This window comes from Bacteroides sp. Phil13 (assembly GCF_001940965.1).
Lineage (GTDB): Bacteria > Bacteroidota > Bacteroidia > Bacteroidales > Bacteroidaceae > Bacteroides > Bacteroides intestinalis.
The window spans coordinates 4,564-31,553 of record NZ_MSHA01000102.1 but is presented as its reverse complement, the minus strand read 5'-3'; the positions used below and the strand labels follow the sequence as shown (position 1 = coordinate 31,553).

Annotated in this window: 25 protein-coding genes; 16 read left to right on the top strand and 9 right to left on the bottom strand. The window is 43.9% G+C overall.

Annotated features, from left to right (window positions below; all coding sequences use genetic code 11):
* Positions 1-66 precede the first annotated feature (66 nt).
* From BWI44_RS20025 to BWI44_RS20000, 6 genes are all read left to right on the top strand, one after another.
* Positions 67-540 carry an HU family DNA-binding protein gene (locus tag BWI44_RS20025; protein WP_195209097.1) on the top strand — a complete coding sequence of 158 codons (474 nt, stop codon included), beginning with the start codon at positions 67-69 and terminating at the stop codon, positions 538-540.
* Positions 541-685: 145 nt separating this feature from the next.
* Positions 686-2,188: a 3-succinylated cholic acid synthase gene (bas-suc, locus tag BWI44_RS20020; protein WP_195209098.1), complete on the top strand. Its 1,503-nt coding sequence runs from the start codon at positions 686-688 to the stop codon at positions 2,186-2,188.
* A 14-nt stretch (positions 2,189-2,202) separates the two neighbouring features.
* Positions 2,203-2,835, top strand: a complete 633-nt coding sequence (locus BWI44_RS20015) for a hypothetical protein (RefSeq protein WP_007662090.1) — start codon at positions 2,203-2,205, stop codon at positions 2,833-2,835.
* 63 nt (positions 2,836-2,898) lie between these two features.
* Positions 2,899-3,453 carry a cob(I)yrinic acid a,c-diamide adenosyltransferase gene (locus BWI44_RS20010; RefSeq protein WP_138292401.1) on the top strand — a complete coding sequence of 185 codons (555 nt, stop codon included), beginning with the start codon at positions 2,899-2,901 and terminating at the stop codon, positions 3,451-3,453.
* A gap of 72 nt (positions 3,454-3,525) precedes the next feature.
* Positions 3,526-3,747, top strand: coding sequence for a DUF2795 domain-containing protein (locus tag BWI44_RS20005; protein ID WP_007212024.1), 222 nt, complete (start codon positions 3,526-3,528; stop codon positions 3,745-3,747).
* Positions 3,748-3,872: 125 nt separating this feature from the next.
* Positions 3,873-6,314, top strand: a complete 2,442-nt coding sequence (locus BWI44_RS20000) for a helicase-related protein (protein ID WP_138292400.1) — start codon at positions 3,873-3,875, stop codon at positions 6,312-6,314.
* On the opposite strand, the gene BWI44_RS19995 is transcribed toward BWI44_RS20000, so the two are convergent.
* The 3 genes from BWI44_RS19995 to BWI44_RS19985 all read right to left on the bottom strand — a co-directional run bounded on the left by BWI44_RS19995 (position 6,309) and on the right by BWI44_RS19985 (position 7,891).
* Positions 6,309-6,692 carry a DUF3037 domain-containing protein gene (locus BWI44_RS19995; protein WP_044532028.1) on the bottom strand — a complete coding sequence of 128 codons (384 nt, stop codon included), beginning with the start codon at positions 6,690-6,692 and terminating at the stop codon, positions 6,309-6,311. The two genes, BWI44_RS20000 and BWI44_RS19995, sit on opposite strands and share 6 nt — an antisense overlap.
* Positions 6,670-7,452 carry a HipA family kinase gene (locus BWI44_RS19990; protein ID WP_195209118.1) on the bottom strand — a complete coding sequence of 261 codons (783 nt, stop codon included), beginning with the start codon at positions 7,450-7,452 and terminating at the stop codon, positions 6,670-6,672. Before BWI44_RS19990 ends, BWI44_RS19995 begins: the two co-directional genes overlap by 23 nt.
* 79 nt (positions 7,453-7,531) lie before the next feature.
* The gene (locus BWI44_RS19985; protein WP_195209099.1) at positions 7,532-7,891 is read right to left on the bottom strand and encodes a DUF488 domain-containing protein; all 360 of its coding nucleotides are present in this window, start codon (positions 7,889-7,891) and stop codon (positions 7,532-7,534) included.
* A gap of 110 nt (positions 7,892-8,001) precedes the next feature.
* Between BWI44_RS19985 and BWI44_RS19980 the strand changes: the two genes are divergently transcribed.
* From BWI44_RS19980 to priA, 7 genes are all read left to right on the top strand, one after another.
* Entirely contained in the window at positions 8,002-8,955 is a 954-nt protein-coding gene (locus BWI44_RS19980; RefSeq protein WP_007662096.1) for a PorP/SprF family type IX secretion system membrane protein, read from the top strand.
* Positions 8,956-8,970: 15 nt separating this feature from the next.
* The gene (porK, locus tag BWI44_RS19975; RefSeq protein WP_195209101.1) at positions 8,971-10,428 is read left to right on the top strand and encodes a T9SS ring complex lipoprotein PorK/GldK; all 1,458 of its coding nucleotides are present in this window, start codon (positions 8,971-8,973) and stop codon (positions 10,426-10,428) included.
* Between the two features lie 20 nt (positions 10,429-10,448).
* Entirely contained in the window at positions 10,449-11,159 is a 711-nt protein-coding gene (gene porL / locus BWI44_RS19970; RefSeq protein WP_007662098.1) for a type IX secretion system motor protein PorL/GldL, read from the top strand.
* Positions 11,160-11,219: 60 nt separating this feature from the next.
* Positions 11,220-12,791 carry a type IX secretion system motor protein PorM/GldM gene (porM, locus tag BWI44_RS19965; protein WP_286816115.1) on the top strand — a complete coding sequence of 524 codons (1,572 nt, stop codon included), beginning with the start codon at positions 11,220-11,222 and terminating at the stop codon, positions 12,789-12,791.
* 32 nt (positions 12,792-12,823) lie between these two features.
* On the top strand, positions 12,824-13,843 hold the full coding sequence (porN, locus tag BWI44_RS19960) for a type IX secretion system ring subunit PorN/GldN (RefSeq protein ID WP_195209103.1): 1,020 nt from the start codon (positions 12,824-12,826) through the stop codon (positions 13,841-13,843).
* Positions 13,844-13,918: 75 nt separating this feature from the next.
* A complete protein-coding gene (locus BWI44_RS19955) occupies positions 13,919-14,479 on the top strand; it encodes a porin family protein (RefSeq protein WP_007662101.1) in 561 nt (186 codons plus the stop codon).
* An 81-nt stretch (positions 14,480-14,560) separates the two neighbouring features.
* A complete protein-coding gene (gene priA, locus BWI44_RS19950) occupies positions 14,561-17,032 on the top strand; it encodes a replication restart helicase PriA (protein ID WP_195209104.1) in 2,472 nt (823 codons plus the stop codon).
* A 3-nt stretch (positions 17,033-17,035) separates the two neighbouring features.
* Here the strand turns inward: priA and BWI44_RS19945 are convergent, their stop codons facing one another.
* Genes BWI44_RS19945 through BWI44_RS19930 form a run of 4 tightly spaced genes read right to left on the bottom strand, consistent with a single transcriptional unit; the run spans position 17,036 to position 20,154 of the window.
* A complete protein-coding gene (locus tag BWI44_RS19945; RefSeq protein ID WP_286816111.1) occupies positions 17,036-18,631 on the bottom strand; it encodes a TonB-dependent receptor in 1,596 nt (531 codons plus the stop codon).
* Positions 18,632-18,686: 55 nt separating this feature from the next.
* Complete coding sequence (locus BWI44_RS19940) at positions 18,687-19,136, bottom strand: hypothetical protein (RefSeq protein ID WP_286816109.1); 450 nt, start codon at positions 19,134-19,136, stop codon at positions 18,687-18,689.
* A gap of 57 nt (positions 19,137-19,193) precedes the next feature.
* Complete coding sequence (locus tag BWI44_RS19935; protein WP_195209105.1) at positions 19,194-19,763, bottom strand: RNA polymerase sigma factor; 570 nt, start codon at positions 19,761-19,763, stop codon at positions 19,194-19,196.
* Positions 19,756-20,154 carry a hypothetical protein gene (locus BWI44_RS19930; RefSeq protein ID WP_007662105.1) on the bottom strand — a complete coding sequence of 133 codons (399 nt, stop codon included), beginning with the start codon at positions 20,152-20,154 and terminating at the stop codon, positions 19,756-19,758. Before BWI44_RS19930 ends, BWI44_RS19935 begins: the two co-directional genes overlap by 8 nt.
* Positions 20,155-20,288: 134 nt before the next feature.
* Here BWI44_RS19930 and BWI44_RS19925 point away from each other — a divergent pair, with 134 nt between their 5' ends.
* The gene (locus BWI44_RS19925) at positions 20,289-20,768 is read left to right on the top strand and encodes a low molecular weight protein-tyrosine-phosphatase (protein ID WP_044154838.1); all 480 of its coding nucleotides are present in this window, start codon (positions 20,289-20,291) and stop codon (positions 20,766-20,768) included.
* 442 nt (positions 20,769-21,210) lie between these two features.
* On the opposite strand, the gene BWI44_RS19920 is transcribed toward BWI44_RS19925, so the two are convergent.
* On the bottom strand, positions 21,211-21,984 hold the full coding sequence (locus BWI44_RS19920; RefSeq protein ID WP_195209106.1) for a hypothetical protein: 774 nt from the start codon (positions 21,982-21,984) through the stop codon (positions 21,211-21,213).
* 5 nt (positions 21,985-21,989) lie between these two features.
* A complete protein-coding gene (locus BWI44_RS19915; RefSeq protein WP_286816107.1) occupies positions 21,990-24,050 on the bottom strand; it encodes an HD family phosphohydrolase in 2,061 nt (686 codons plus the stop codon).
* Positions 24,051-24,147: 97 nt separating this feature from the next.
* Here BWI44_RS19915 and gltX point away from each other — a divergent pair, with 97 nt between their 5' ends.
* Together gltX and BWI44_RS19905 are read left to right on the top strand one after the other, a co-directional pair.
* Complete coding sequence (gene gltX / locus BWI44_RS19910; protein WP_195209108.1) at positions 24,148-25,665, top strand: glutamate--tRNA ligase; 1,518 nt, start codon at positions 24,148-24,150, stop codon at positions 25,663-25,665.
* Positions 25,666-25,742: 77 nt separating this feature from the next.
* A complete protein-coding gene (locus BWI44_RS19905; protein ID WP_195209109.1) occupies positions 25,743-26,963 on the top strand; it encodes a 3-deoxy-D-manno-octulosonic acid transferase in 1,221 nt (406 codons plus the stop codon).
* Positions 26,964-26,990 lie beyond the last annotated feature (27 nt).

Sequence of the window (26,990 nt, the reverse complement as noted above, 5' to 3'; positions counted from 1 at the left end):
CGTGTTTCGGGATAAGATAAGAGAAAATGAATATACATATTATTAATCATTAAAACAACAAAGATTATGGCAATTAAGTATGAAGTAAAGAAGGTGGTGTTTGGTTTTGATAAGACTAATACTGAGAAATTTGTAGCTCAAACCAAAGTGTTGGGCCTGGTGAAATTTGATAAGCTCTGTGAAGAAGTGCAGAAGGTGAGTATGGCGCCACGTGGTGTGGTGAAGATGGTAATTGACGGGTTGATAGATACCCTGAATATGGATTTGGATAAAGGATATTCCGTGCAGTTGGGAGACTTCGGCTGTTTCCGTCCCGGACTGAACGCGAAAAGTCAGGCGGGAGCGGGAGATGTGGATGCTAATACGGTATATCGTCGAAAAATCATTTTCTATCCGGGAAGCTATTTTAAGGATATGCTTGGTAAGGCAAGTGTGGAAAGGCTGGAGTTTGGTAAGGGGACTGTGGCTAAAGATACGGTCGTAAAGCCGGGCGGAGGTGATTCTGGTGATGGCGGTATTGAAGATGATCTGTTGGGATAAGTAGGTGGATTGGGGGGAAGAGGGGGAATCCCTTTTCCCCTTCCGTGAAACTTAACTAAATAGTGTTCCGAAGATTTGTCTTGCCTATTTGAATGACTTACTTTTGCGCATAATTAATGTGTAAGTGCATAATGCAATTATAGATATGAAGAACAAACTTACTTTATTTCTCCTCATTTTTTGCTTACTGGTGTCGACAACGGTTGGTGCGCAGATACGTGAGTTCGAACGCTCGACGCCCGAAGCCGAAGGGGTCCCTTCCGGAGCGCTCATTGCTTTGATGGACTCTCTGATGGCCTTGCCGAAGACCGATATACACAGTGTAATGGTGTTGCGTCACGGAAAAGTGATCGCGGAGATGTATCCCGAACCCTTCGCCCCGGAGTATCGGCACACGATGTTTTCCTGCTCCAAGACTTTTGTCGGTGCCGCCATCGGACTCGCCATCTCCGAGAACCGCTTGCGGTTGACAGACCGGATCGCATCCTTTTTCCCCGACCAACTTCCCGATAGCATTTCCCCCAATCTTGCCGCTATGACAGTCCGGAATCTGCTGAACATGACCTCCGGTGTCACCCCGGACTGGAAGATGCGTGAAGGTCGTACAGACTGGGTCAGAGGTTATCTGGGGAAAGAAATAAAGACTCCCGGAGAACACTTTGATTATGATTCCATGAGTTCGTATATTCTTTCCGCCATCGTACAGAAGGTGACGGGTATGAAATTACTGGATTATCTCCGTCTGAAACTGTTCGACCCCATGCACATCACTGATGTGTCCTGGGAAGTGAGTCCCGAGGGAATCAATACCGGTGGCTGGGGAGTGTACTTACAAAGTGAGTCGCTGGCGAAGCTTGGGCAGTTGCTGTTAAACCGTGGAATGTGGGAAGGCAAACAGTTACTTCCGGCAGACTGGGTAGACCTGATGATGGCTAAGCAATCCGATACAGGTAGCTTTGGCTATGGTTATGGTTATCATATGTGGCTTTGTGAATATCCGGGAGCGGTTCGCGTAGACGGTGCTTTAGGGCAATATGCGCTTATTATACCGGATAAAGATATGGTAGTAGTCATCACCGAATGTAGCATCATAGATGGAATCACGCAACGCCGCTTGGTCTGGAATCGTCTGTTGCCTGCCGTAGGCGATGAGCCTTTGACGCCGGGAAAGGATTATAAACGCTTGTTGAAGAAGCAATCTTCTTATCAGTTACCGGTGGCGCAAGGAAAAGCAAACTCACCTCTTGCCCGGCAGTATGCGAACAAACCTATTATGCTTAAGCCGAATAAATTGGGCTGGCAGTCGCTCCGTCTTCAATTCAAACCCAAAGAGGTCATAATGACCGTGACGCAGGCCGATGGGCTTGAATATAACTTGCCATTTGGCTACAAGCAGTGGGAAAAGACTTCAATAGATGCATATCCTCCATATTCTATCGAAGCCAAAGGACGTTTCACCGGGATAGAAGGCCCTTTCTATGTAGCGGGTAGTTATGCTTGGCCATCAACTTCTACGCTGGAGCTGAAAGCGCATTACGTCAATTGGATCAGTGCGCTTAATCTTATTTTCCGGTTTGATGGAGGAGATGTGCATTTAGCGGTTAAGGCGAACTATTCTTCCAATTTTATCTATCTTTGTGGCCAATAAAAGATTTGTGTATTATGAACCGTATCACATTAGCTCTGAAACGTCCTTTTATCTGGTTGCGCCGTTTCCGTCATCGTTGCGGTTACGGAGTGCATTCTCCGTTTGCTTTCAACCTGATTACACAGGTGATTTATGAAAATACTCCTTATTATAAGTATAAAGACCTGGCGGCAGAACAAAAGAAGTTAGCACCTCAAAAAGACGGGCGTTGGAAGTATGAGTCGAAAAAGGTGAAACGCCTTTTGTTCCGGTTGGTGAATTATATCCAGCCCGATACGATAGTAGATGCCGGTACTCTTGCTGCTTCTTCCCTTTATCTGAAAGCCGGTAAGGAGGGGGCCGACTATACATCTGCTTCTGAACTTTCCGAGCTATTTCTGGAAGCCGGAGTACCAGTTGGCTTTCTCTATCTGCACGACTACCGACATCCGGAATTTGTGGAGGAAGTATTCCGTATCTGTGCTGCACGCACTGTACGTAGCTCCGCTTTTGTGGTCGAAGGAATCTGCTACACTCCGCAGATGAAAGCCCTTTGGAAACGCATGCAGCAGGATGAACATGTAGGTATTACATTCGACCTTTATGACCTTGGCATCCTATTCTTTGATAAAACAAAGATAAAACAAGACTATATTGTCAACTTTTGATTATCTTTAGGCGTTTGAATAGGTAATTGGAGTCAATCTCTAATCACTAAACACTAATCGCTTATGAAAATATATACTAAAACCGGTGATAAAGGTACCACTTCGTTGGTAGGCGGTACCCGGGTTCCTAAAACCCACGTTCGTCTGGAAGCATACGGCACAGTAGACGAGTTGAACGCTAACCTAGGAGTGCTTATCACTTATTTGTCCGATGAAGCGGATCGGATGCTTGTACGCCATATCCAGGATCGCCTTTTTGCAGTGGGTTCCAATCTGGCCACCGATCTGGAAAAAACGGACTTGAAATGTGCCAGTGTCATTCATCCGGAAGAGATAGAGCGTATCGAACGGGAAATAGACCGACTTGATAATCTGCTTCCCCCGTTACATGCTTTTATATTGCCGGGCGGCAGTCGCGGAGCATCGGTTTGTCATGTTTGCCGCACAGTTTGCCGCAGGGCTGAACGACGTATCCTGGTCTTGGCTGAACAATGCGAAGTAGCTCCTGAATTACTTGCTTATGTGAACCGTTTGTCCGATTATTTGTTTGTCTTGTCACGGAAAATCAACCAGGATGAGAAAAAAGATGAAATATTTTGGGATAATAGTTGTAAGTGAGAGATTTTATTATACTTTTGCCGAAAAATAGAAAGTAGGACTTAATATTCACAATTTTAATACTTAGAACTTATGTATTGGACATTGGAATTAGCATCTAAACTGGAAGATGCTCCCTGGCCGGCAACCAAGGATGAATTAATCGATTATGCCATACGTTCGGGCGCTCCGCTTGAAGTGATTGAAAATTTGCAGGAAATGGAAGATGAAGGCGATATTTATGAGAGCATCGAAGATATATGGCCCGACTATCCGAGCAAAGAGGATTTCTTCTTTAACGAAGAAGAGTATTAGATACGCTTTTTAAAGCCTTGCCATACCTAAGGGGATACGAGGTAGTTAACACATAGAAAGAGGTAGTCCGTAAAATCTGTTTTCGACAGGTTAATGGATTGCCTCTTTTTTATATTTGTTCCATTATGACTGAAACACAAGAAGAAACGGTACGCCGCTTGCCGGAATTGAAAGAACGGCATTTGCCCGGAGATTGCCGGGAAGCGGTGCATACACTGTTAAAAGGGACTTACGGGTACGAACAATTTCGTGACCTGGAAGTGTATGACGACTTATTCAAGGGGAAAGAGACACTCCACGTTTCGCAGGGGCAATTGATAGAAAGTGTCATTGTTGAAGCGGAAAAGGCACGGAATGGGGAAACGGATGTGGATAATATTCTGCTGACAGCACCTACCGGGGCTGGAAAATCCTTATTGTTCCAATTGCCTGGCATCTATTTGGGCAATGAATACGGGTTGCTTACCATTGTTGTATCTCCTCTGAAGGCGCTGATTGTGGATCAGGTGGAAGGTTTACAAGATTTGGGATACACACGCGTAGCGTATGCTTCTTCCGATTTATCGCCTGAGCAAAAGAATGAGGTATATCGACAGGTGCGTGAAGGTGAGGTCGATTTGTTTTATCTTTCGCCGGAATTATTGCTTTCATATGATATCAAGCACTTCGCAGGTGAGCGTCGTATTGGTTTGGTTGTAGTGGATGAGGCTCATACAGTAACTACCTGGGGTAAAGAGTTCCGGGTGGATTATTGGTTCCTGGGACGTTATCTGCAAGGTTTGAAGAAGAGTCTGGGCTATGCATTTCCGCTTTTTGCACTGACGGCTACTGCTGTCTGGAATCCGAAAGGAGGCAACGATATGGTGTTCGAAACGATTCGTTCATTGCAAATGGAACCGTGTGTGCTCTATGCAGGTACGGTGAAACGTAGGAATATCGGATTCGATATCCGTCAGATGGAAATAGAAGAAGGTGAAACGTACGATAAAGCCAAACAGCGTGTAGTGGCTGGCCGTGTAGATGATTTCCTCGACGGGCATAAAACGATTCTTTATTATCCTTTTGCGGGTGGCATCGATATGCGTCTGAAGACGTGGGTACAACCTGCTGATTGGCGTTTGGTAGCTTCTTACTATGGCAAGAAGGACAAGGAACAGAAAGCAGCAATTGTACAGGAGTTCAAGGAAGGAGAGAAGCGTATGATTGTAGCCACGAAGGCATTCGGTATGGGTGTGGATATCAGCGACATTGACCGGGTATATCATGTGGCACCTTCCAGTACGTTTGTCGATTATATACAGGAGATAGGACGTGCGGCGCGTGATACGGATATTCATGGAGTTTCGGCAACGGATTATCATGAACGTGACTTTTATTATATGAAACGCCTGCATATGGCGGGTAATATAGCACAAGAGCAGTTGGCGTTGATACTGAAAAAGCTGATGGAAGTATATCGGATGAAAGGCGAAAAGCAGGAAATGCTGGTGTCTTTGTCCGACTTCGAATTTGTGGTGAAATTGCCGCGAATGAAAAACAAGCTGGAATACGAGGCAGAATTGGGACAGTTGATTAAGACAGCTTTATTATGGTTGGAAGATGATTTAAGTCATCGTTACGGAAAGAAGTTGTTGGAGGTCAGTCCGCAGAATCTATTGACGGAAGGATATATTCAGGATAAGACAGGCGATGTTTTTATTCGTGAATTCAAGGATTATCTTACTAAAGTGGAAGGTACGGAAGACGTGTACACAGCACGTCTGGAAAAACTGTGGGAAGAGCGCTTTGCTGAGTTAGGTTATCGTGAATTTAAGCAAAAACTGAATAGCGGAACATTGTGGGAAGGCTCTCGTGCAGTATCTGTTGGTAAGCATGAGGTGTTGTTGAAAGAAGATGCTACGGTAATTCGTCAGCGGATGGATGCACTGTTCAATAGCTTGAAGACTCTGCTTGTCGATAAGTTACGGAAGACAAAAGGACGTTTTGATGAAGAAGAATTGCGTGCGGTCTTTGCCGAACATGGTATGGATGTACCATCGGCAAAACGCTTTATTGGCTCATTGCTGGAGTCACGTACGGAAGAGGGGCGCAGTGTGAGTTATATCAGTAGTGTGAAAAAGAAGGATTCCAACGAACTCTCTTTTACAGTGACAAAGGGGTTTGACCTTTTGTTGTCCCGCTATCAGAAACTATTCAGTCAACGTATTGTCGGTAAAAAAGGAGATCGTCTGTTGTTTTACAGTACGCCATTCTCCGATCTGAATATGTTGCTTAACCTGCTTTCCATACTCGATTGTCTTTCATTCAGCGTCGAAGGAGGGGGGACACCTTGTGTACTGGTATATTTCGATGATCCGGAGAGTTTGCAGCAGATTGCATCTTCCGATGAATATCACAATTTGATTCTCGAGAATAATGAACAGGTGTTCCAGGAACAGATCGAACTGTTTTCTTTCTTCTTCGGAACGGACGGAATGGACGATGTGAAGCGCTGGGATTTTATTGAAGACTATTTTACCGGAATGGGGGTAGAGGAGCTGAAAGCGAAGTACGCTGTTCCTCTATAGAACCAGTTCTTTAAATAATCTTTCTAACGTCCTGTCCAGATCGTCGGAGAAACCGGCATGTGGGCGGGACGTTTGAATACAGGAACTTCTCACGGCAGTCAGCCAACGAAAACGTTCCGGTACATCGAGTTGGGCTATAGGACCACCGTCTTTGGCTCCCGAACATATTTTATTGAATACGTCCAAGTGTACAAATACCGATTCCCGGTCTACCTCAGAAACATATAGCTCCAGTTTGTCCTCGTTTACCTGACAAACGGACTTGATGTAGCCTGCCTTTTTTGAGAAAAGGATGACGCCCACATTAAAGAACTCCTCACGTTCTACTTTGGGTACCAAGCGGATAACTGCGTATTCATATAAGTGTTTTCCTTGCATTCTGTGCTTCTTTTACAAATGTTTCGGAATGAGCCAGTCTTTCGGTCAGAAAGCGGGTATAAATATCTCTGATTTCTCCGGGTGTCTCATGTGTATCCTCCCAATGCAACCAGTCGTCAGGGATAAGTGCTACGACCTGTTGTATCTTTTCCTCTGTCAGCATAGAACGTAAAACCGTATCGGCCTCTTCAAGTCGGGATGCTTCGGGCAGCAATACGTGGTTTTTTACATAGGGGAATGGGCTTACAGCATGTTTTTCCCAGTTTTCCCACGAGTGGTGGAAATAAAGTGAAGCGCCATGGTCTATCAGCCAAAGCTCTTTATGCCACATCAGCATATTGGTGTTGCGGAAGGTACGGTCTATATTGGTCAGATAGGCATCCAGCCAGACAATACGGGAGGCCAGTTCAGGGTCTACTTTAGTTGCTACGGGGTCAAAAGTCAGAGCACCTGACAGGAAGTGAAGTCCCAGGTTTAATCCACGGCTGCCTTGCAATAAATCTTGTATTTCTTCATCCCCTTCGGTACGACCGAATGCTTCGTCGAGATTCAGGAATACCAGTTCCGGCACTTTGAATCCCAGTATGTGCGCAACCTCTCCACCGATTAATTCGGATATCAATGCCTTGGTGCCATGTCCGGCGCCACGAAACTTTACGACGTATTTAAATTCGTCGTCAGCTTCTGCCAATGCGGGCAATGAGCCGCCTTCGCGCAAAGGAGTGATATAACGGGTCAGGTTGACTGTTCGCAACTCTATCATGGTTGTCCTTTCTGAAAATATTTATGCCGCTCACTTGACATAGGGCAGCTGCTGCAAAGATAGTGAATATTCACAATTACCCAAGATGTGTTTCCAGAAACTGTTGCAGGATACGGGCATGGTTTCGGACAGGCTCTTTGGAGGCATATAATAAAGTAACCGTTTTATAGGGTCTGATTGTTGTGAGAAAGTTTCGTGCAGCTTCAGAGGTTTCCAACTCTTTCCGGTACATAGCAGAGAAACCTTCCCAATGTTCCACCGGGTCTTCATGAAACCACTTCCTGAGTTCGGGGGAAGGGGTGATGTCTTTTTCCAAAACATCATATTTCAGATGTTCCTTTTTCATGCCACGGGGCCACAGACGGTCTACCAGCACACGGTAGCCGTCCTCTGCCTCGGGATCTTCATATACTCGTTTAATTTTAATCTGCGTCATAACTTTATTTTCTATATACTAATATACAATTAATAGGTTGAATTAGTTCATTTTATTCCTTCCTTTTCTATTCTGCACAATTTTTTTTCGTTTTATCAGTTCTTATATTGATGAAACGTTATTGTATCCTGAAATGCTTAATTCTTATTTGCCTTCTTTTCTGTGTAGCAGAGGGGCGGGCACAGTTTGATGCGCGCTTTAGTCAGTACTGGGTAGTGAAGGGGTATTATCATCCCGGTTGGGCGGGGCAGACGGATAATAAGATGAACATTTATGGTTCGTATGGTATGCAGTTGATGGGCTTCACACATGCTCCCCGCGTGATGTATTTCGGTGCTGACATGCCTTTTTCCTTATTCAATAAACAGCATGGCGTTGGAGTTGGATTCTTCAATGAAGCCATCGGACTGTTCCGCAACCAGCGTTTTTGGGGACAATACGCCTACCAGATGAAAATCAGAAAGGGCAAATTGGGTATTGGACTCCAGGTGGGTATGCTGACTGTAGCTTTCGACCCTTCTGATATTAATCTTGGAGATGAAACGGATGATGATGCTTTCCCCACTACATCGGAAAGTGGTACGTCTGTTGATCTTGGAGTGGGGGCATACTATTCGCATCCTAAATTCTACGCTGCCTTTTCTGCCCACCACCTGACAGCTCCCCGTGTCTCTTTAGGAGAAAAAAGCCAGATTAAAATACATCCTATCTTTTATTTGACAGGCGGATACAATATTCAGACACGTAATCCGTTAATTTCCATACAGCCTTCGATGCAATTGCAAAGTGATTTTACTTCTACACGGTTGGATGTAACAGGGCAGTTGTTTTATAGCTATCGTTCCAAAGTACTCAGCGGGGGATTGACTTACTCGCCTGATACTTCGGTGACATTCAATATAGGATTGACTGTGCAAGGTGTAACACTGGGATATGCCTATGAATGTTTTACTTCCAAAATAGGTGCAGCGAGCGGTAGTCACGATCTGGTGGTGAGGTATACATTGGATTTGAATGTGTTTAAGAAAAATCGGAACTTGCATAAAAGCGTACGAATTTTGTAAGAGAATATACGAACAATGGGAAAGAATAAAGGAATGAAAACAGTTCATACGTGGTACGGGGCGGCTTTATTGCTGTTCGGTTCGCTGGTTTCGTGCATGGGAACAGTAGGTAACAGTTCCATGAGAGGTGGCGAGGTAATAGGAGCCAGTGCTGTAGCATGGAACGAGCCTGCACCTTATGGCATGGTGTTGGTGAAACGCGGTTCGGTAAAAATGGGTCCCGATAAGCAAGACAGTTTGTGGGGAACAATCGTTCCTTCACGGGAAATTTCGGTAGAATCTTTCTGGATGGACGATACGGAAGTGACGATTGCTGAATATAAGCAGTTTGTCAACTGGGTACGCGACTCCATTATCCGCGAGCGCCTGGCAGATCCTGCATATGGCGGCAACGAATTGTATAAGATAGAAGAAGACCGGGAAGGAAACCCAATCAAACCTTATTTGAATTGGTCGAAGCCTATTCCGTGGAAGCGGGCGACAGAGGATGAGCAGATGGCCATTGAAAGTGTATATAAGCATCATCCCATTGATGGTACGCTGATGCTGGATGGAGCACAACTGAACTATTATTATGAAATTTATGACTATACCGAGGCAGCTAAGCGCCGTAATCGTTTGAATCCTGCCGAACGTGTCAAGAACACAGATGTCCAGGTGAATCCGGAAGAAGTAATCATGATAACAAAAGATACAGCATATATTGATGATGAAGGACGAATTGTAAATCGTACTATAACCCGTCCGTTATCCAGTGAATGGGACTTTCTGAACAGCTATATCGTGAACATTTATCCCGATACGACCTGCTGGGTGAATGATTTTCCCAATGCCAATAATGAACAATACATGCGTTTGTATTTCAATCATCCCAGTTATAACGAACATCCGGTAGTAGGTGTCAGTTGGGAACAGGCCAATGCATTCTGTGCATGGCGTACCAACTATTTACTTGTAGGACTGCGTGGACAGGCGAAGTATATTCAACGTTATCGTTTGCCGACTGAAGCGGAGTGGGAATTTGCCGCACGCGGACGGGAAGACAATAAATACCCTTGGAAAGACAGCGAAGAGACCAAAGATGACCGTGGGTGCTACAATGCGAACTATAAACCCGGCAAGGGTAACTATACCAAGGACGGTAACCTGATTTCAACCCGGGTGGGGGCTTATTCTCCTAACTCGAACGGGCTCTACGATATGGCAGGCAATGTTGCAGAATGGACATCAACGGCATATACTGAGTCGGGAGTTCTGCAGGCAAACGATATCAATCCGGATATCCAGTATAATGCCGCACCGGAAGATCCGTATGCGTTGAAGAAAAAAGTGGTTCGTGGTGGTTCGTGGAAGGACGTGAATGCATTCATCCGTTCGGATGCCCGGACGTCCGAATATCAGAATGAGCAACGTTCGTATATCGGTTTCCGTTGTGTGCGTACGCAGGTGGGATATAATAAGAAGGGGAAATGATAAGATGCTAAAATGGTAAAATGATGGAAAAAGATATTGTAAACAAGAAAAGGGACTTCGGGCAAAAGCTGCAGGACTTTATGGCGAGTTATCGTGGCAAGGTCATTATGAACTATGCCTATAGCTGGGGAGCTGCTATCGTTATTGCAGGTACCTTGTTTAAACTGACGCATTTACCAGGTGCTAATCTGATGCTTTGGATCGGTATGGGAACAGAAGTGCTGGTGTTCTTTATTTCTGCATTCGACTTGCCAAGCAGGCAGACTGGTACAGCTGCAGGCGGAGTGATAGTTGTTGGTGACGGAGGGACGGGCAGTGCAGATGTTAATCAGACTGTATCGCAAGAAAAAAGACAGGTTCCTGTTTCAGAGCAGCCTGTAGCGGTGACTGTAGGAGCTGCTAATAATTTATCCGGAACTCCTGCTCCGGCTTTTACTCCTGAAATGGAAGAAACCACACAGGCTTATATCGCTCAACTGAAAGAAATGACCGAAATGCTTTCGCACTTCACCGCACAAGCAGAGTCGTTGTCGCATGATGCCGAGCAAATGAGTGCACTGAACCGTAATCTTGCAGGTATCAATGCCATTTATGAAATGCAGCTTCGCAGCGCTAGCACTCAGATCAACACTATCGATCAGGTACATGAGCAGACCCGTAAAATGGCTCGTCAGATTGAAGAACTGAATGCGGTCTATGCGCGTATGTTGCAGGCTGTACAGGTTAAGTGATAACTTTTAAAGAGTAACTTTAATCGTAAATCGTAAATTGCTAAATCGTAAATAAACACCATGTCTCTGAATACTAATCCGGATTCTCCGCGTCAGAAGATGATAAACCTGATGTATATCGTCTTGATGGCGTTGTTGGCACTCAATGTTTCATCGGATGTGCTGAATGGCTTTTCATTGGTAGATGAAAGCCTTTCCCGTACAACGGCGAACTCGACCGTGCAAAACCAATCATTATATGATGGGCTTGCCGGTGCTAATAAACGTAATCCGGAGAAAGTGGGACCTTGGTTCGAGAGAGCGGTACATGTGAAGAATATGTCTGATTCGCTCTATGCTTACGTCGATGAATTGAAATTGAGTATCGTGAAGGAAGCGGATGGAAAAAGCGGTGATATTACCAATATATCCAATAGAGAAGATTTGGAAGCAGCTTCTTTCGTAATGCTTGCTCCCGGTAGAGGGCAAGGAAAAGAGCTGTTCAATCGGATTAATCAATATAGGAGTGAAATACTGGCTTTTGTTACTGATCCGGTGCAGCAGAAGATTATCCGTGATAACCTGAGTACTGAAGTTCCACGTAAAGCATCGGCAGCTGGAAAGAACTGGCAGGAGTATATTTTTGAAAATACTCCGGTAGCTGCTGCTGTCACGCTATTAACTAAATTGCAAAGTGATGTACGTTATGCCGAAGGTGAAGTATTGCACTTGCTAACACAGAATACCGATGTACAGGATGTGCGCGTAAACCAACTTCAGGCTTATGTGATTCCTACCTCTCAGAATGTGGTGCGTGGGGGGACATATAGTGCACGGGTTATTCTGGCCGCTGTAGATTCTACACAACGCCCGTCCATCTATATAGCCGGAAAGAAACAGCCGGATAATGCCGAAGGTTGGTTCGAAACTGTTTGTAATCGTACAGGGGAATTTTCTTTAGATGGTTATCTGGAATTGGCACAGGGTAATGGAGAAGTGCTTCGCAGAGAGTTTTCCAAAAAATATACGGTGGTGGAGCCTACTGCTACGGTATCTGCTACTATGATGAATGTGCTTTATGCCGGATATGATAATCCTATCAGCATCTCCGTTCCCGAGGTACCGGCAGGACAGGTGCAGGCAAGTATTGTAAGTGGGAATGGTACATTGACCCGCACCGGTAGCGGATATATTGCTCGTCCTACAGCTATAGGCAAGGATGTGGTGATTCGTGTAACGGCATCTGTGGGTGGACGTACGCAATCAATGGGAGATTACACTTACCGTGTACGCCAATTGCCTGATCCGTCACCCTTTATTGAGTATACGGAAGATGGGACGCCGAAGCGTTATCGTGGTGGCCGTGGACTATCCAAGGCTATCCTGATGAATACCCCCGGTATTGTTGCTGCCATTGATGATGGATTGCTGAATATTAATTTCCGGGTATTGGGCTTTGAAACTGTTTTCTTTGATAATATGGGGAATGCCGTGCCGGAAGTGTCTTCAGGAGCTTCGTTCTCTACACGTCAAAAAGATATGTTCCGTCGCTTGTCACGGGGTAAACGTTTCTATATTTCCCGGGTACGTGCGGTGGGGCCGGATGGGGTAGAACGTCTACTGCCTACTACGTTGGAAGTAATTGTGAATTGAAATTAGAAATCGACTATAAAAGGTATAAGACTATGAAACTTTCCTTGAAACTCATAATAGCTGTCACTCTGTGTGTATCGAACCTCTCAGTAGGGTGGGCACAAAGGCAATATCCCGGTTCGCCGGGATTACCGGATGATGTGGTGTGGATGCGTGAAATCTACCGTACGCTGGATTTGACAAAGGATACCAATGGCGCGTTGTACTATCCGGTGGAACCGCAGGGGAATAAAATGAATCTTTTCACAACGATGTTCCGTTTGCTGGCACAGAAGAAAATACCGGCTTACGCGTATCAACTGGATGGCACGGAACGTTTTCAGAAAGATGCTGAGATGACTTTTCGTGATGTGTTGGATCGTTTCCAGATCTATTATGAATTGAAGAAGGTGGCAAATCGTCGTGATAGCGTTGTGTCTATCAGTAATGGTGACATACCTTCGGCAGATGTATTAAGCTATTTCATAAAAGAAGTCTGGTATTTTGATCAGCGCACTTCTACCTATGGTTCGGTGATAACGGCCATTTGTCCGGTATTGCATCGGTCGGAAGATTTTAGTTCGGAAAAGACCAAATTCCCTATGTTCTGGGTAAACTATCAAGATCTGGTTCCCTATTTAATGCAGTCTAAGATATCCGTTAGCAATTATAACAATGCGGCAAACAGTACTTGGGATGATTTCTTTGCAGCGCGTTTATATAAAGGTGATATTTATAAAACTACGAATTTGCAAAATCGTACCTTATCGCAATACTGTCCCACGGATAGTGCTATGGTGAAAGAGCAGAAAAGGATTGAAAAGGAACTGGCAGATTTTGAGAATTCATTGTACGGTAAGGATCTCGTAGAGGAGACAGATTCGGTTTCTGCAGCTTCGGGGACAAAAATTGTAAAGGCGAATTCCAAAAAGAAAGGACGTGACAATACTGTTACGGTTAGAAGTAAATCTTCTTCCTCTTCTAAGGCTAAATCTTCTTCTGGTAAGTCTCAGTCGGTATCTAAGCGTGAGGCAGCTGCCCCGAAGGCGTCAGTGCGACGACAACGGCGTTGAACAAAAATGAATCTATTTTGTTCTTTTTAAGAATTAATCCATATATTTGTCCCGATAATTTAAACAAAAAGAATTATGAAGAAGATTTTTAGTGCTTTCATTATAGCTGTATGCTGTATGTTTATGGCTATGCCTGCCCAGGCACAGCTCCTTAAATGGGGTGTAAAAGGTGGTGTGAACTTGACAAAGATAGACTGGGATGGAGGATTCAAAGGAAATAAGGATAACTCGACTGGTTTCTTTATTGGTCCGATGGCTGAAATCACAATTCCTATTGTAGGTCTGGGTGTTGATGGTGCTTTGTTATTCTCGCAGAGAGGTAAAGGTGACGTAAAACAAACCGGAGTGGAAGTTCCCGTTAATCTGAAATATACGATTGGATTGGGTAGCTTACTGGGTATTTATTTTGCTGCCGGTCCTGATTTCTTTTTTGATTTCGACAAGAAAGATAACGTTGACCGGAAGAAAACTCAGGTAGGACTTAACTTGGGAGCCGGTGTGAAGCTGATTAAGCATTTACAGGTGGGTGTGAACTATCAGTTCCCGATGGGCGATAGTTTTACCTGGAAAGAAGCGAGTAAGGCTGTCGGTGCAAAGAATAAGACTTGGCAAGTATCTGTCGCTTATCTTTTCTAAAAAGGGAAATATTTATCATATAAATAGCGTTGCTGATTTTGATTGGCAACGCTATTTTTTTGTCGTATCTTTGCCGCCGCGATGAAGAAATTTGTAGATGTCATATTGCCTTTGCCTTTGCCCCGTTGCTTCACCTATTCGCTACCTGAAGAATGGGCGGATGAGGTGCAGATGGGCTGCCGGGTGGTAGTTCCGTTCGGACGAAAGAAATACTATACAGCAATAGTGCGTAATGTGCATTATTGTGAACCGACGGATTATGAGGTAAAAGAAGTCTCTACATTGTTGGATGCCCGCCCGATTCTATTGCCGGAACAATTCAAGTTCTGGGAGTGGCTGGCTGATTACTATCTCTGTACACAAGGGGATGTTTATAAAGCTGCTTTGCCTTCCGGCTTGAAACTGGAAAGTGAGACGATGGTAGAATACAATCCGGATTTCGAATCGGAGGTCCGTCTGCCGGAACGGGAACAGAAGATATTGGATTTACTTTCAGCAGAACCCGAACAGTGTGTCACCAAGTTGGAAAAAGACAGTGGATTCAAGAATATACTTCCTGTTATCAAATCTTTGCTGGATAAGGAGGCTATCTTTGTGAAAGAAGAACTGCGCCGGACTTATAAACCCAAGACTGAAACGCGCGTAAGACTGACAGACGAGATGCGGAATGAAAAACGTCTGCAGGAACTCTTTGATGAACTGGCACGTGCTCCAAAGCAACTGGATTTATTGATGAAATACATTGAACTCTCCAGCATTCTGGGAGGAGATGGTCTGAAGAGTTTCCCTAAAGAAGTCACGAAGAAAGAGCTTTTGTTGCGGGCATCTGCTTCACCGGCAGTGTTTAATGGTTTGGTAGATAAGCATATCTTTGAAGTCTATCAGCAGGAAATAGGACGGCTGTACGCTGTTGTGCGCGATACTCTTCCCATCAATCCGTTGAATGAACATCAACAGGCGGCACACGATGAGATTGTGCAATGCTTTCAATCCAAAAATGTATGCTTGCTGCATGGTGTGACTGCCAGTGGAAAAACAGAAATCTATATACATTTGATTGAAGAAGCCATCCGGCAAGGAAAACAGGTATTGTATCTTTTGCCGGAAATAGCTCTTACCACTCAGATTACAGAGCGTCTGCAACGGGTGTTTGGAGATCGTTTGGGTATTTACCATTCTAAGTTTCCCGATGCAGAACGCGTAGAGATTTGGCAAAAGCAACTGACGGAAAAAGGATATGATATTATTCTGGGAGTCCGCTCTTCTGTATTTTTACCTTTCCGCAATCTGGGGTTGGTGATTGTAGATGAGGAACATGAGAATACCTATAAACAACAAGACCCTGCTCCTCGCTATCATGCCCGGAATGCAGCGATTATACTGGCATCCATGTATGGCGCCAAGACTTTGCTGGGTACGGCAACCCCCTCTATTGAGACGTGGCATAATGCCTCTTCCGGGAAGTATGGACTGGTGGAGCTGAAAGAGCGGTATAAAGAAATACAGTTGCCGGAGATTATCCCGGTGGACATATACGAATTGCATCGTAAAAAACGTATGAACGGGCCGTTTTCTCCATTGCTACTTCAATATATTCATGAAACTCTGGCGCAGAAAGAACAGGTTATCTTGTTCCAGAACCGGCGTGGCTTTGCCCCGATGATTGAATGTAATACATGTGGATGGGTGCCGAAGTGCAAGAACTGCGATGTGAGCCTGACGTTTCATAAAGGATTGAATCAGTTGACTTGCCATTATTGCGGTTATACATATCAGTTGCCCCGTGTATGCCCTGCTTGTGAAGGGACCGACTTGCGCAATCGAGGGTTTGGAACAGAGAAGATAGAAGATGATATCAAAGCTTTGTTTCCGGAAGCTACTGTTGCACGCATGGATCTGGATACTACCCGTACCCGTTCAGCTTACGAACGTATCATTGCAGATTTCGAACAAGGGAAAACTGATATATTGATAGGTACGCAAATGGTTTCCAAAGGATTGGACTTTGACCATGTCAGCGTGGTAGGTATCCTGAATGCAGATACCATGTTGAATTATCCGGATTTCCGTTCGTACGAACGTGCTTTTCAACTGATGGCGCAGGTTTCCGGACGTGCCGGACGAAAGAATAAGCGGGGACGTGTTATTTTGCAGACGAAGAGTATCGATCACCCTATTATAGAGCAGGTCATTCACAATGACTTTGAACAAATGGTAGCCGGACAACTTGCTGAGCGGCAGATATTTCACTATCCACCATATTACCGCCTGGTGTATGTTTATCTGAAAAACCGCAACGAGCAACTGCTTGACTTGATGGCACAGACCATGTCAGGCAAGTTGCGTGCAGTCTTTGGTAACCGTGTGCTGGGACCGGATAAACCGCCTGTTGCCCGGATACAAACCTTATTTATCCGGAAGATTATTGTCAAGATAGAGTATAATGCTCCGATGGCTCGTGCCCGTGAACTGCTGGTGCAGGTTCAGAAAGAGATGGTGTCTGAGGATCGTTTTAAATCTTTGATTGTCTATTACGATGTAGATCCGATGTAGGGGCTACTTTTTGGTTCCCTGCAAAATACCGGAATCTGTATCCATATTCTGAATTCTCTTATTGGTACTTTTGTATTGTCGTCCGAAGTTCAGGTTGAAGTTAAGCTTGACAACGATGGTATTTGACATGTTCGTACTGTGTATATCCGATTTTACAGGATTCAGTGCAGACCAGTTCTCATTCTCTGAGCGGTAAGTTTTCATAAATGGATTGTGTATTCCTGCCATAATAGACCATGCCGGCTGCTTATAACCTATCATGAGTGTATGCATCAGATCGCCTTTCAACAATTGTTCACCGTATACATACCGGTTGGGTGGAGTGATAGTCATAAAGCTCAGAAGCCAGTTTTTATAGGAAGCATCTAGGTTAATACGTAATTCTTTCAAGGTATAGGTGTGCAGGTAATTGTTTCCTGTACTTATATACCGGTTAATTCCCGGTGTAACAGAAAGGTTGATATGATCTTTCCAGGGCTTTATCTTGAATGTGATTTCCGCTGCCAGATGTTGGAAGGACTTCTGGTTTTCATAAGTGCGGATGAACATACCTTCTTCATAAATTACAGATTCCATGATAGGATTCTTCTCGTATGCATAGCTCACCAGTGCATCAATGTTGCAAATCCCTGTACTGAATACTGCATTAAAATCCTGAATCGTACTGCGGAATAATTTTAAGTCCGGGTTGCCCCTACGCGTTTGTAGGATGTCGATTCTTTGTTCCACATCATTTAGATAGGCTATGGAAGGAGCATTGTTTTTCAGATTGATATGATAGCGGAAATGCAGATTGTCCACAGGATTATAAGATACTAAGAGAGAAGGTTGGAGGCCATATCTTTCACTATGGTTATCTCTCTGGCTATAGTAGAAACGGTTGAATGATAGATTTGCCATGTATCCCCAATTCTGAATTTTGCCTTTATACTCGGCATAAGCATAACTTTCCGCTTGTTTAAGAAGGACGTCCATCACATCTTCTCCTTCATATCGGTTGTCTGTATAAGATTGCATATGTCTGAGGCCTGCCGTCAGTGTTCCTTGCTCTAATTTTTTCTCATAAATACCTTCGGCTATCAGCGAATACTTCTTTCCGGCAATATCGGAATATAACTCTGTATTGGCGATGCCTTCCTGCTTCTCCTGATAAATGCGTGTATTGCTACTCTTGATATATGTGCCGACAAGATTGAATATGAGTCGCTGGTCATTCTTTAGATTTTGCTGATAGTATAGATCGAGGGATGGCAAGTGGTTCCGTTCTTTGGTGTGGTCGTAGATGGATACCGGAATGTCAGAATCAGACGTATAGAGCTTGCTCTTCCGGTCTTCATATCCGGCAGGATTATCTTGCAGGGTATATCTGAATTGTGCATTAAAGAGATATTTTCCTTTCTCCTGCAGGCTGTAGTTCAAGTTAGAAGTTAATAACTTCTTATTGAACAGCGTTGGTTCTCCGGTTTCCAGGCGATGAAGTTCTTTGTCGGGGAAGATGAAGTGCTCGTCATACTCACGTGTCCAGTCTCCTTTGCGTTGTATATACCGCACGTTGGCTGAGATTTCAGACTTTCCGTAGTTATATCTTCCGGAAATCATATCATCGATAGAGGTACGGTTGCTGCTGAGGCTGTGGATGGCACCGCCGCTGATGCTACCCCCCCATCTTTTTGTTTTTGGTTATATAATCTATCACGGCAGCAGTGTTTCCATAGCGTGCTCCCGGAGTATCGTGATATTCTATGCGGAGAATATCTTCGGGACTAAGGGAGGATATCTCCGTATAAGTAACCTGGACACCGTTAATCCGTAATTGTACTTCTCCGTTGCCGGAAGTGGTTATTTCGCCCGACATGATATCAACTGTGATTCGGGGAAGTTGTAATTTGCCTAATAAGTCTATGCCACTGGACGACATTTTCAGTTGATTCTGGGTCGGAAGAATTACTTTCCGGTCACCTTTTTCGATGACAGACCGTGCCTGGATGGTTACTTCATCCAGAGCGATAGCCATGATTCCGGTAGAATCTTTAGCAATGAGTTGGGCATAGGAGGGGCTGGCCATACACAGTAGTATGGTCAAAATTGACACTATTGTTTTCATAAATATTTGTGGGAATAGCTGTTACCCGGTAGGTAAACAGAGAGTTAAAAACTGAGGTTAGTAATTTAGAAGATCGTTATACAGTCCTTTCAGCCGTTTGCGAAGGTGAATGACGGCATAATGTTTTCGTGATAATAAAGTGTTGACTGATATTCCGGTGGTACTGGCAACTTCTTTGGCTGACAATCCTTCCATTTCCAATAGTTCGAATGCTTCCCGTTGTTCGGGTGGTAGCTCGGCAAGAGCTGTTTCAAGCTCTTGCCAAACGAGTGACCGCATATATTCTATTTCCGGAGTAGGCGGGGCATCGCTGAACAGCACTTCTGAGAACTCACTCAGTACATTGTCTTCTTTATCATAGCTCGAAACCGGCAGTTCTTCCTCCTGTATTTTCTTGCCTTTATTGATAATGGTATTTCGTGCTACGCGATATAGCCATGCTGTAACCTGTTCGATAGGATTGAAAGTGCTTTCAATGGTTTTCACCAACTGATACAACACGTCTTGCAGAATGTCTTCGGCATCTTCTTTAGTGGAAACCCGCTTGCGGATAAATGCTTTCAAACGGGGTTGATTTTCTGCAATCAGTTCTTCCAAACTGTTGTCTTTGCCAGTCAGGTTATTCATTCTCTTTGGGAGTTTCGCTACCGTTGTTTCTATCAAAGTTTCTTTCATTGAAGAATCCGTCTCTTCCGAAAGGACCGCCAAATCCGAATTTCTTTCTTTTATTAATAAAATCCTTGCGTTCTTCCGGAGACATCTTCTCCCATTTAGCACGGAACGGGTTACCCTCTTTACCACCGGGCATTCCTCTACGGCCGGGAAAACCTCCTCTGCCCGGGAATCCTCCAAAGAGAATGTGTGCAAGTACAAACAATGCCAAAGCTTGCCAGAAGTTGATGGCTGCCAGTCCTAAGACTCCGGGTACTACGAAATTCCATAATAGCATGACTATTGCTCCAAATGCCGCAATGGCTAATACCCAAAACAAAGATATAATAAAAAATCTTTTTTTCATGATGTTCTAATTTTTATGATTTGCATATTGCTTTGAAAACGTTCTCTGTATATGCTGACAACTGAGAAGAAGAAATATTTTAAGAGAATGCAAAAAAACTTCTATATTTGCATTTTTAAATAAAAAATGTGCTTATGAAGCCTTGTAGAATACTTTTTGTCTGTTTAGGTAATATTTGCCGTTCTTCCTCTGCGGAAGGTGTGATGAAGCATTTGGTTTCAGAAGCCGGGCTGGAAGATCAGTTTGTGATAGACTCTGCCGGTATCTTGTCCTATCATCAGGGGGAATTGCCTGATAGCCGGATGCGTGCCCATGCTATTCGTCGCGGTTACGAGCTCACACATCGTTCGCGCCCCGTGCGAACGGAAGATTTCTATAATTTCGATTTGATTATCGGGATGGACGACCGGAATATTGATGACTTGAAAGATCGTGCCCCTTCTCCGGAAGAATGGAAGAAGATACACCGTATGACGGAATACTGTACCCGCTTTACGCATGCCGACCACGTGCCCGATCCATATTATGGTGGAGCCGAAGGGTTTGAGTATGTACTCGATCTACTGGAGGATGCTTGCGCAGGATTGTTAGATCGTATTTCGCAAAGCAACTAATACTAATCCTTTTCTTAATAATGCGGATCAGGAATTGAATCCTGTTCATTACCGCCGGGTTATGAACTAAAAAAACAGGGTAATGGTGCATATTATTTACAAATATGTATGTTCCTAAAATAGTCGTATACTGAACCTAATTCAGTCGTATAGTGAATGCCATTCAGTCGTATACTTAATAGGGTTCAGTCGTATACTGAATAGGGCATGGTTTAATAATATTGATAATCAGGAAGTTGCAAAGATTTGTGCTGCTATTGATAAATTCTGACAAATCTCTGCGATATATAGCGCAGCTACTTTATCGCCTATCACTTTACCACCTTACCACTCTTTTATTCCTTCTGCACCGGTTAAATTCAACTCCTGATTCGCATTAATAATGGATAGATGCCGGAGCTGTAGATGCTAATTTGTTCCGAGTATAACTAATGACGCTTGCTTAGTGAAAAACCTGTTTGTCCTGATAGAACCTCTTATCTTCATTCAGGCTACATGTAGCGTCTACACCTGCACTTTGCAGAGTCTCAGCAATGTCATTCAGTGTTCGCCGGGATACCCTGCCTATGTAGTAAAGACGATAGTGATAATCTTTGTCCAATATTTCCATCACATGTGTGAAAGCCTGTTCGCGTGCAAAGTCAAAGTTGACTTTAAGTATCTTTTCGTAGGGATACACTATCTCACGCCCTACACTATATATTCTGAGACTTTTATTGTCTACTTTCAGATAGCAGAAGCGTGTCATCAGCATGTGCATGAAGTAGATACTCAGACCGAACGAAATGATGCCCAGAATATATGCCCACCAACTTCCGAATGCAATAGCCTGATATCCCAATATCATGAACGTGATGAAAAGCACAAAGAAATAAAACATATAGAGTGACGGGCGCTGATAGGTAGTCGCCGGAATTTCCGCCGCTGTCCGTTCCCGCGAGATAGAATTATCAAAAGGTATGTTCTGCGAAACCAGATAGCGGATAATAGAAGATGGCTTCTGAAACGGGCGAACATAAAAAGCCTTTTGGCTACCCTGTTTCAGGTGTAATGTCAAGATGCCCGCACCATATTTATCCTTGACCTTCAGATTGCTTTTGCGTGGAACCTCGCGAAAACGCTTCATGAAACTGAAACTCTGGATGTCATGCAGCCGGACACCTTTGTGTTGCAGAAGGCTTTTGGTACGTTTTTGGTCTTGGGCAGTTGTTTTCATATTTCTTATTTTTTAAGTTCGGGATAACTGATACGGGTATGGTAAATCGTTTTCAATTTTTCTTTGAAAACTGATTTTACGGTGGCGATATCCTTGAAGGTGATAGGGCATTCCTTGAAGTAACCTTCTTCTACTTGCGAATCAATAATCTTGTCCACCAGGTTATTGATACTATCTTCTGTATATTCGGGCAAACTGCGGGAGGCGGCTTCCACAGCATCTGCCATCATTAAGATAGCTGTTTCACGAGTGAATGGATTCGGGCCCGGGTAAGTGAATAATTCTTCGTTCGGTTCTTCGTCCGGGTGTTCATTTTTCCAGGAAATATAGAAATACTTCGTTTTTCCCCTGCCGTGGTGAGTACTGATAAAGTCTTTTATCACTTTAGGCAAGTTGTTCTTCTCAGCCAGTTTCAGTCCGTCCGTCACATGGCTGATGATGACCTGTGCACTTTGTTCATAACTGAGATTTTTGTGCGGATTGACACCTCTCGATTGGTTCTCAGTAAAGAATACCGGATTTTCCATCTTGCCAATGTCATGATACAAAGCGCCGGTACGTACTAACTGGCTCTTTGCCCCAATACGGTTGGCAGCTTCTGCTGCAAGGTTGGCCACTTGCATAGAGTGCTGGAAAGTACCCGGAACTGTTTCGGACAAGCGACGCAGCAACGGACTGTTGATATTGGAAAGTTCTACCAGGGTAACGTTGGAAGTAAATCCGAAAGTCTTCTCCAATAAGAATAAAAGCGGATAAGTAAACAATAGAAGTACTCCATTCACTGTGAAGTAGGTATACATGCTTCCATTCAGTTTCGACAAGTCGTTTTCAGTAATCAACTCAAATGAGAAATAAAGTGCAGCATAGGTAAGTATCACCAGCAGGGCTGTGCGGAAAAGTTGCGAACGCTGTGATAATTCCCGCAGGCTGAATATCGCAACCAGACCGGCGGCCAGTTGCAGGAGTATGAACTCATGCGGATAGCGTAAACAAATGGAGCATATCAGTATAGTGACTACCTGTGTGAGGAATGCCGTACGTGAGTCGAGGAATACACGGATAATGACTGGCAACATCGCATAGGGAATGATGTAAACATTGTAGAGGTTATTTGCTACCATAAGGGCCGTCACCACACAATAAAACATGATTAGTGTAAAGAGTAGGGACAGGCTACCCTTACGTTCATAATAGTCTTTACGGAACAAATCGAGATAAAGCATGAAGCAAAGAATAAAGATACCGACAAATAGTGTTTGCCCTGTTAGTATCAGGCGTTTCTGTCCCAATGACTCACTGCGCTGAATAGATTCTTTCCGTAGACTTTCAAGAATATTATAAGTTTCCTGATCTATAATTTCTCCCCGGTCTATGATCTTCTGTCCGCTTACAACTATGCCATTTGCCCAAGCATAATTATCGAGGGTCTCTTTCTTGGCTGTTTCTGTACGCTGTTCATCGTATGACAGATTCGGATACAGATATTCGTTGAGAGAACACTGTCGTAAAATGAAAGGTGAATAGTGCGCAGTGTCCGCAGTAAGCAGATAGGTATAGGCATCTTTTACGGAAAACAGTTGTTCGGTGCTTCGTTGGTTGGCAAGTTTATCATCAATTACCATAATGGCAGTGGTGCTGTCTTTCTGTAGTTGGTCGAGTCCCTCCGTAGAAAGTATGCCCGCCTTATAAATTTCCGACAATCTTTTTTCCAGATACCGCATGTAGTCGGAAGAGGGGACAATGTCACGCAGATGGCTTTGATAATCTGCTTTCAACTTACTGATAGCAATCTTTTCTATACTTTTATCTAATTGATAATAAGGCTGGAAAGCAGCAAGAATACTGTCCTGCTCCCGTTTCACGACTGCATCGTCCTTATAGATGGGGAAATCGAATGTAGCCATAAGTTGTCCATATTTCCACGGCTTATCAATATCGAACTGATAATTAAATTTGCCGTCACGCGGCAGGAAGTATACAATAATAGCTACCGTGCCGATAAATATGAGTACTTTATACAGCAAATCTCTATAAGAAAAGCTTTTTTTAGTCTTGGTTTTATTCATATCGGTTGAATTTTTTGCGAAAAGTACAAAAAAAAACATTAGTGTGGAAAAAAAGGTTTAATTTTGCCGTCTAATTATCTCATAAGTAATGCAAAATATGACAGAAAGAAGAGTCAGAGTTCGATTTGCCCCAAGTCCTACAGGGGCGTTGCACATTGGTGGTGTGCGTACAGCATTATACAATTATCTTTTTGCACGCCAACATGGAGGTGATATGATTTTCCGTATCGAAGATACTGATAGTAACCGTTTTGTGCCGGGTGCAGAAGAATATATATTGGAATCTTTCAAATGGTTGGGTATCCCGTTCGATGAGGGAGTCAGCTTTGGTGGAGAGCATGGACCGTACCGCCAGTCCGAACGCCGTGAAATATACAAGAAGTATGTGAAAGTATTATTGGATGCAGGTAAGGCTTATATTGCTTTTGATACTCCCGAGGAGTTGGAAGCAAAGCGCACTGAAATAGCCAATTTCCAATATGATGCTTCTACCCGTATGCAAATGCGTAATTCACTGACACTTTCTAAAGAAGAAGTAGATGCATTGATTGCCGAGGGTAAGCAGTACGTGGTTCGTTTTAAGATAGAACCCAATGAAGACGTGCATGTAAACGACCTGATCCGGGGTGAGGTGATAATTAATTCTTCTATTCTGGATGATAAGGTACTTTATAAATCAGCAGATGAGCTTCCGACCTATCATTTGGCAAATATTGTAGACGACCATTTGATGGAGGTTTCCCATGTGATTCGTGGTGAAGAATGGTTGCCTTCTGCACCGTTGCACGTGTTGTTGTACCGTGCTTTTGGTTGGGAAGATACGATGCCGTCTTTTGCCCACCTGCCTTTGCTGCTGAAGCCGGAAGGTAACGGTAAGTTGAGCAAGCGTGACGGTGACCGTCTTGGTTTTCCCGTATTCCCATTGGAATGGAATGATCCCAAAACCGGTGAAGTGTCTTCCGGATATCGTGAATCGGGTTATCTGCCTGAGGCAGTGATTAATTTCCTGGCTTTGCTGGGCTGGAATCCGGGTAACGATCAGGAACTCATGTCTATGGATGAATTGATAAAATTGTTCGACCTGAGTCATTGCAGTAAATCTGGTGCTAAGTTCGATTACAAGAAAGGAATCTGGTTCAACCATGAATATATATTGTTGAAGCCGGATACGGAAATAGCAGAACTTTTTGTTCCGGTTCTGAAAGAACAGGGCGTGGAAGCTCCGTTTGAGAAAGTGGTAACTGTAGTAGGTATGATGAAGAATCGCGTAAGCTTTGTGCGCGAACTTTGGGAAGCTTCCAGTTTCTTCTTTGTAGCTCCCACCGAATATGACGAAAAGACTGTGAAGAAACGCTGGAAAGAAGATTCTGCCCAGTGCATGACTGAATTAATGGAAGTACTGGCAGGTATCGAGGACTTCGGCATCGAAAATCAGGAAAAGATTGTAATGGACTGGATTGCAGAAAAAGGATACCATACCGGAAATATAATGAATGCTTTTCGCCTGACGCTGGTAGGCGAGGGGAAAGGTCCGCATATGTTCGACATCTCCTGGGTGCTGGGAAAAGAAGAGACACTGGCGCGTATGAAACGAGCAATTGAGGTACTTTCTTAATTGAAAGTTAAAAATTGAGAATTGAGAAATACTGCTTGGCATAGTTTACTCCTTTTTAATTTTTTAATTCAACAAGTATGTTTTACGACCTTGCGATAGGTATCTATGACCTTCTGGTGCATCTGGCGGCTCCTTTTAGCCGTAAACCCCGTAAAATGATGAAAGGGCATTGGGTGGTGTATGAACTTCTCAGACAGCAATTGGAAAAGGATGTGCGCTACATCTGGTTTCATGCGGCTTCCTTGGGCGAGTTTGAACAAGGGCGTCCTCTGATAGAGAAAATTCGTGCCAAATATCCTGATTATGGTATATTGCTGACATTCTTCTCTCCTTCCGGATATGAAGTACGTAAGAATTATCGTGGGGCGGATGTGGTATGTTACCTGCCGTTTGATAAACCTCGGAATGTGAAGAAATTCCTGGATATAGCGAATCCCTGCATGGCTTTCTTCATCAAATATGAGTTCTGGAAGAATTATCTGGATGAATTGCATAAACGTCGTATTCCGGTATATAGTGTTTCGTCTATATTCCGTCGCGGACAGGTTTTCTTTAAGTGGTACGGAGGGACTTATCGCCACGTATTACGTAATTTCGATCATTTGTTTGTGCAGAATGAACGTTCTAAACGCTATTTGGGTAAGATCGGTATCAATCGCGTGACGGTAGTTGGTGATACACGCTTCGACAGGGTTTTGCAGATACGTGAGGAGGCCAAAGAATTGCCTTTGGTAAAGCTTTTTAAGAATGATACGATGACTTTTATCGCCGGTAGTTCCTGGCAACCGGATGAAGATCTGTTTATCGAATATTTCAATAATCATCCGGAGGTAAAACTTATAATAGCTCCGCATGTGATAGATGAAAATCATTTGGTAGAGATAATCCGGAAATTGAAACGCCCGTATGTGCGTTATACCCGTGCGGACGAAAAGCATGTGCTGAAAGCTGATTGCCTGATTATCGATTGCTTCGGTTTACTGTCCTCTATCTATCGATATGGTGAGATAGCCTATGTAGGTGGCGGTTTCGGAGTGGGTATTCATAACACATTAGAGGCGGCTGTCTACGGAATTCCGGTTATATTCGGACCTAAATATCAGAAATTTATGGAAGCCACACAACTGATAGAAGCTAAGGGTGCTTTCTCTATCAAGAATTACGAGGAACTGAAAGAACTGCTCGACCGGATGCTGACGGATGAGAAATTCTTGCGTGAGACGGGAACGAATGCCGGATATTATGTCACCAGTAATGCCGGAGCTACGGATAAAATATTGAGTATGATTAATTTCTAAGAAATAGATATAAATAGAAAGCGGGCA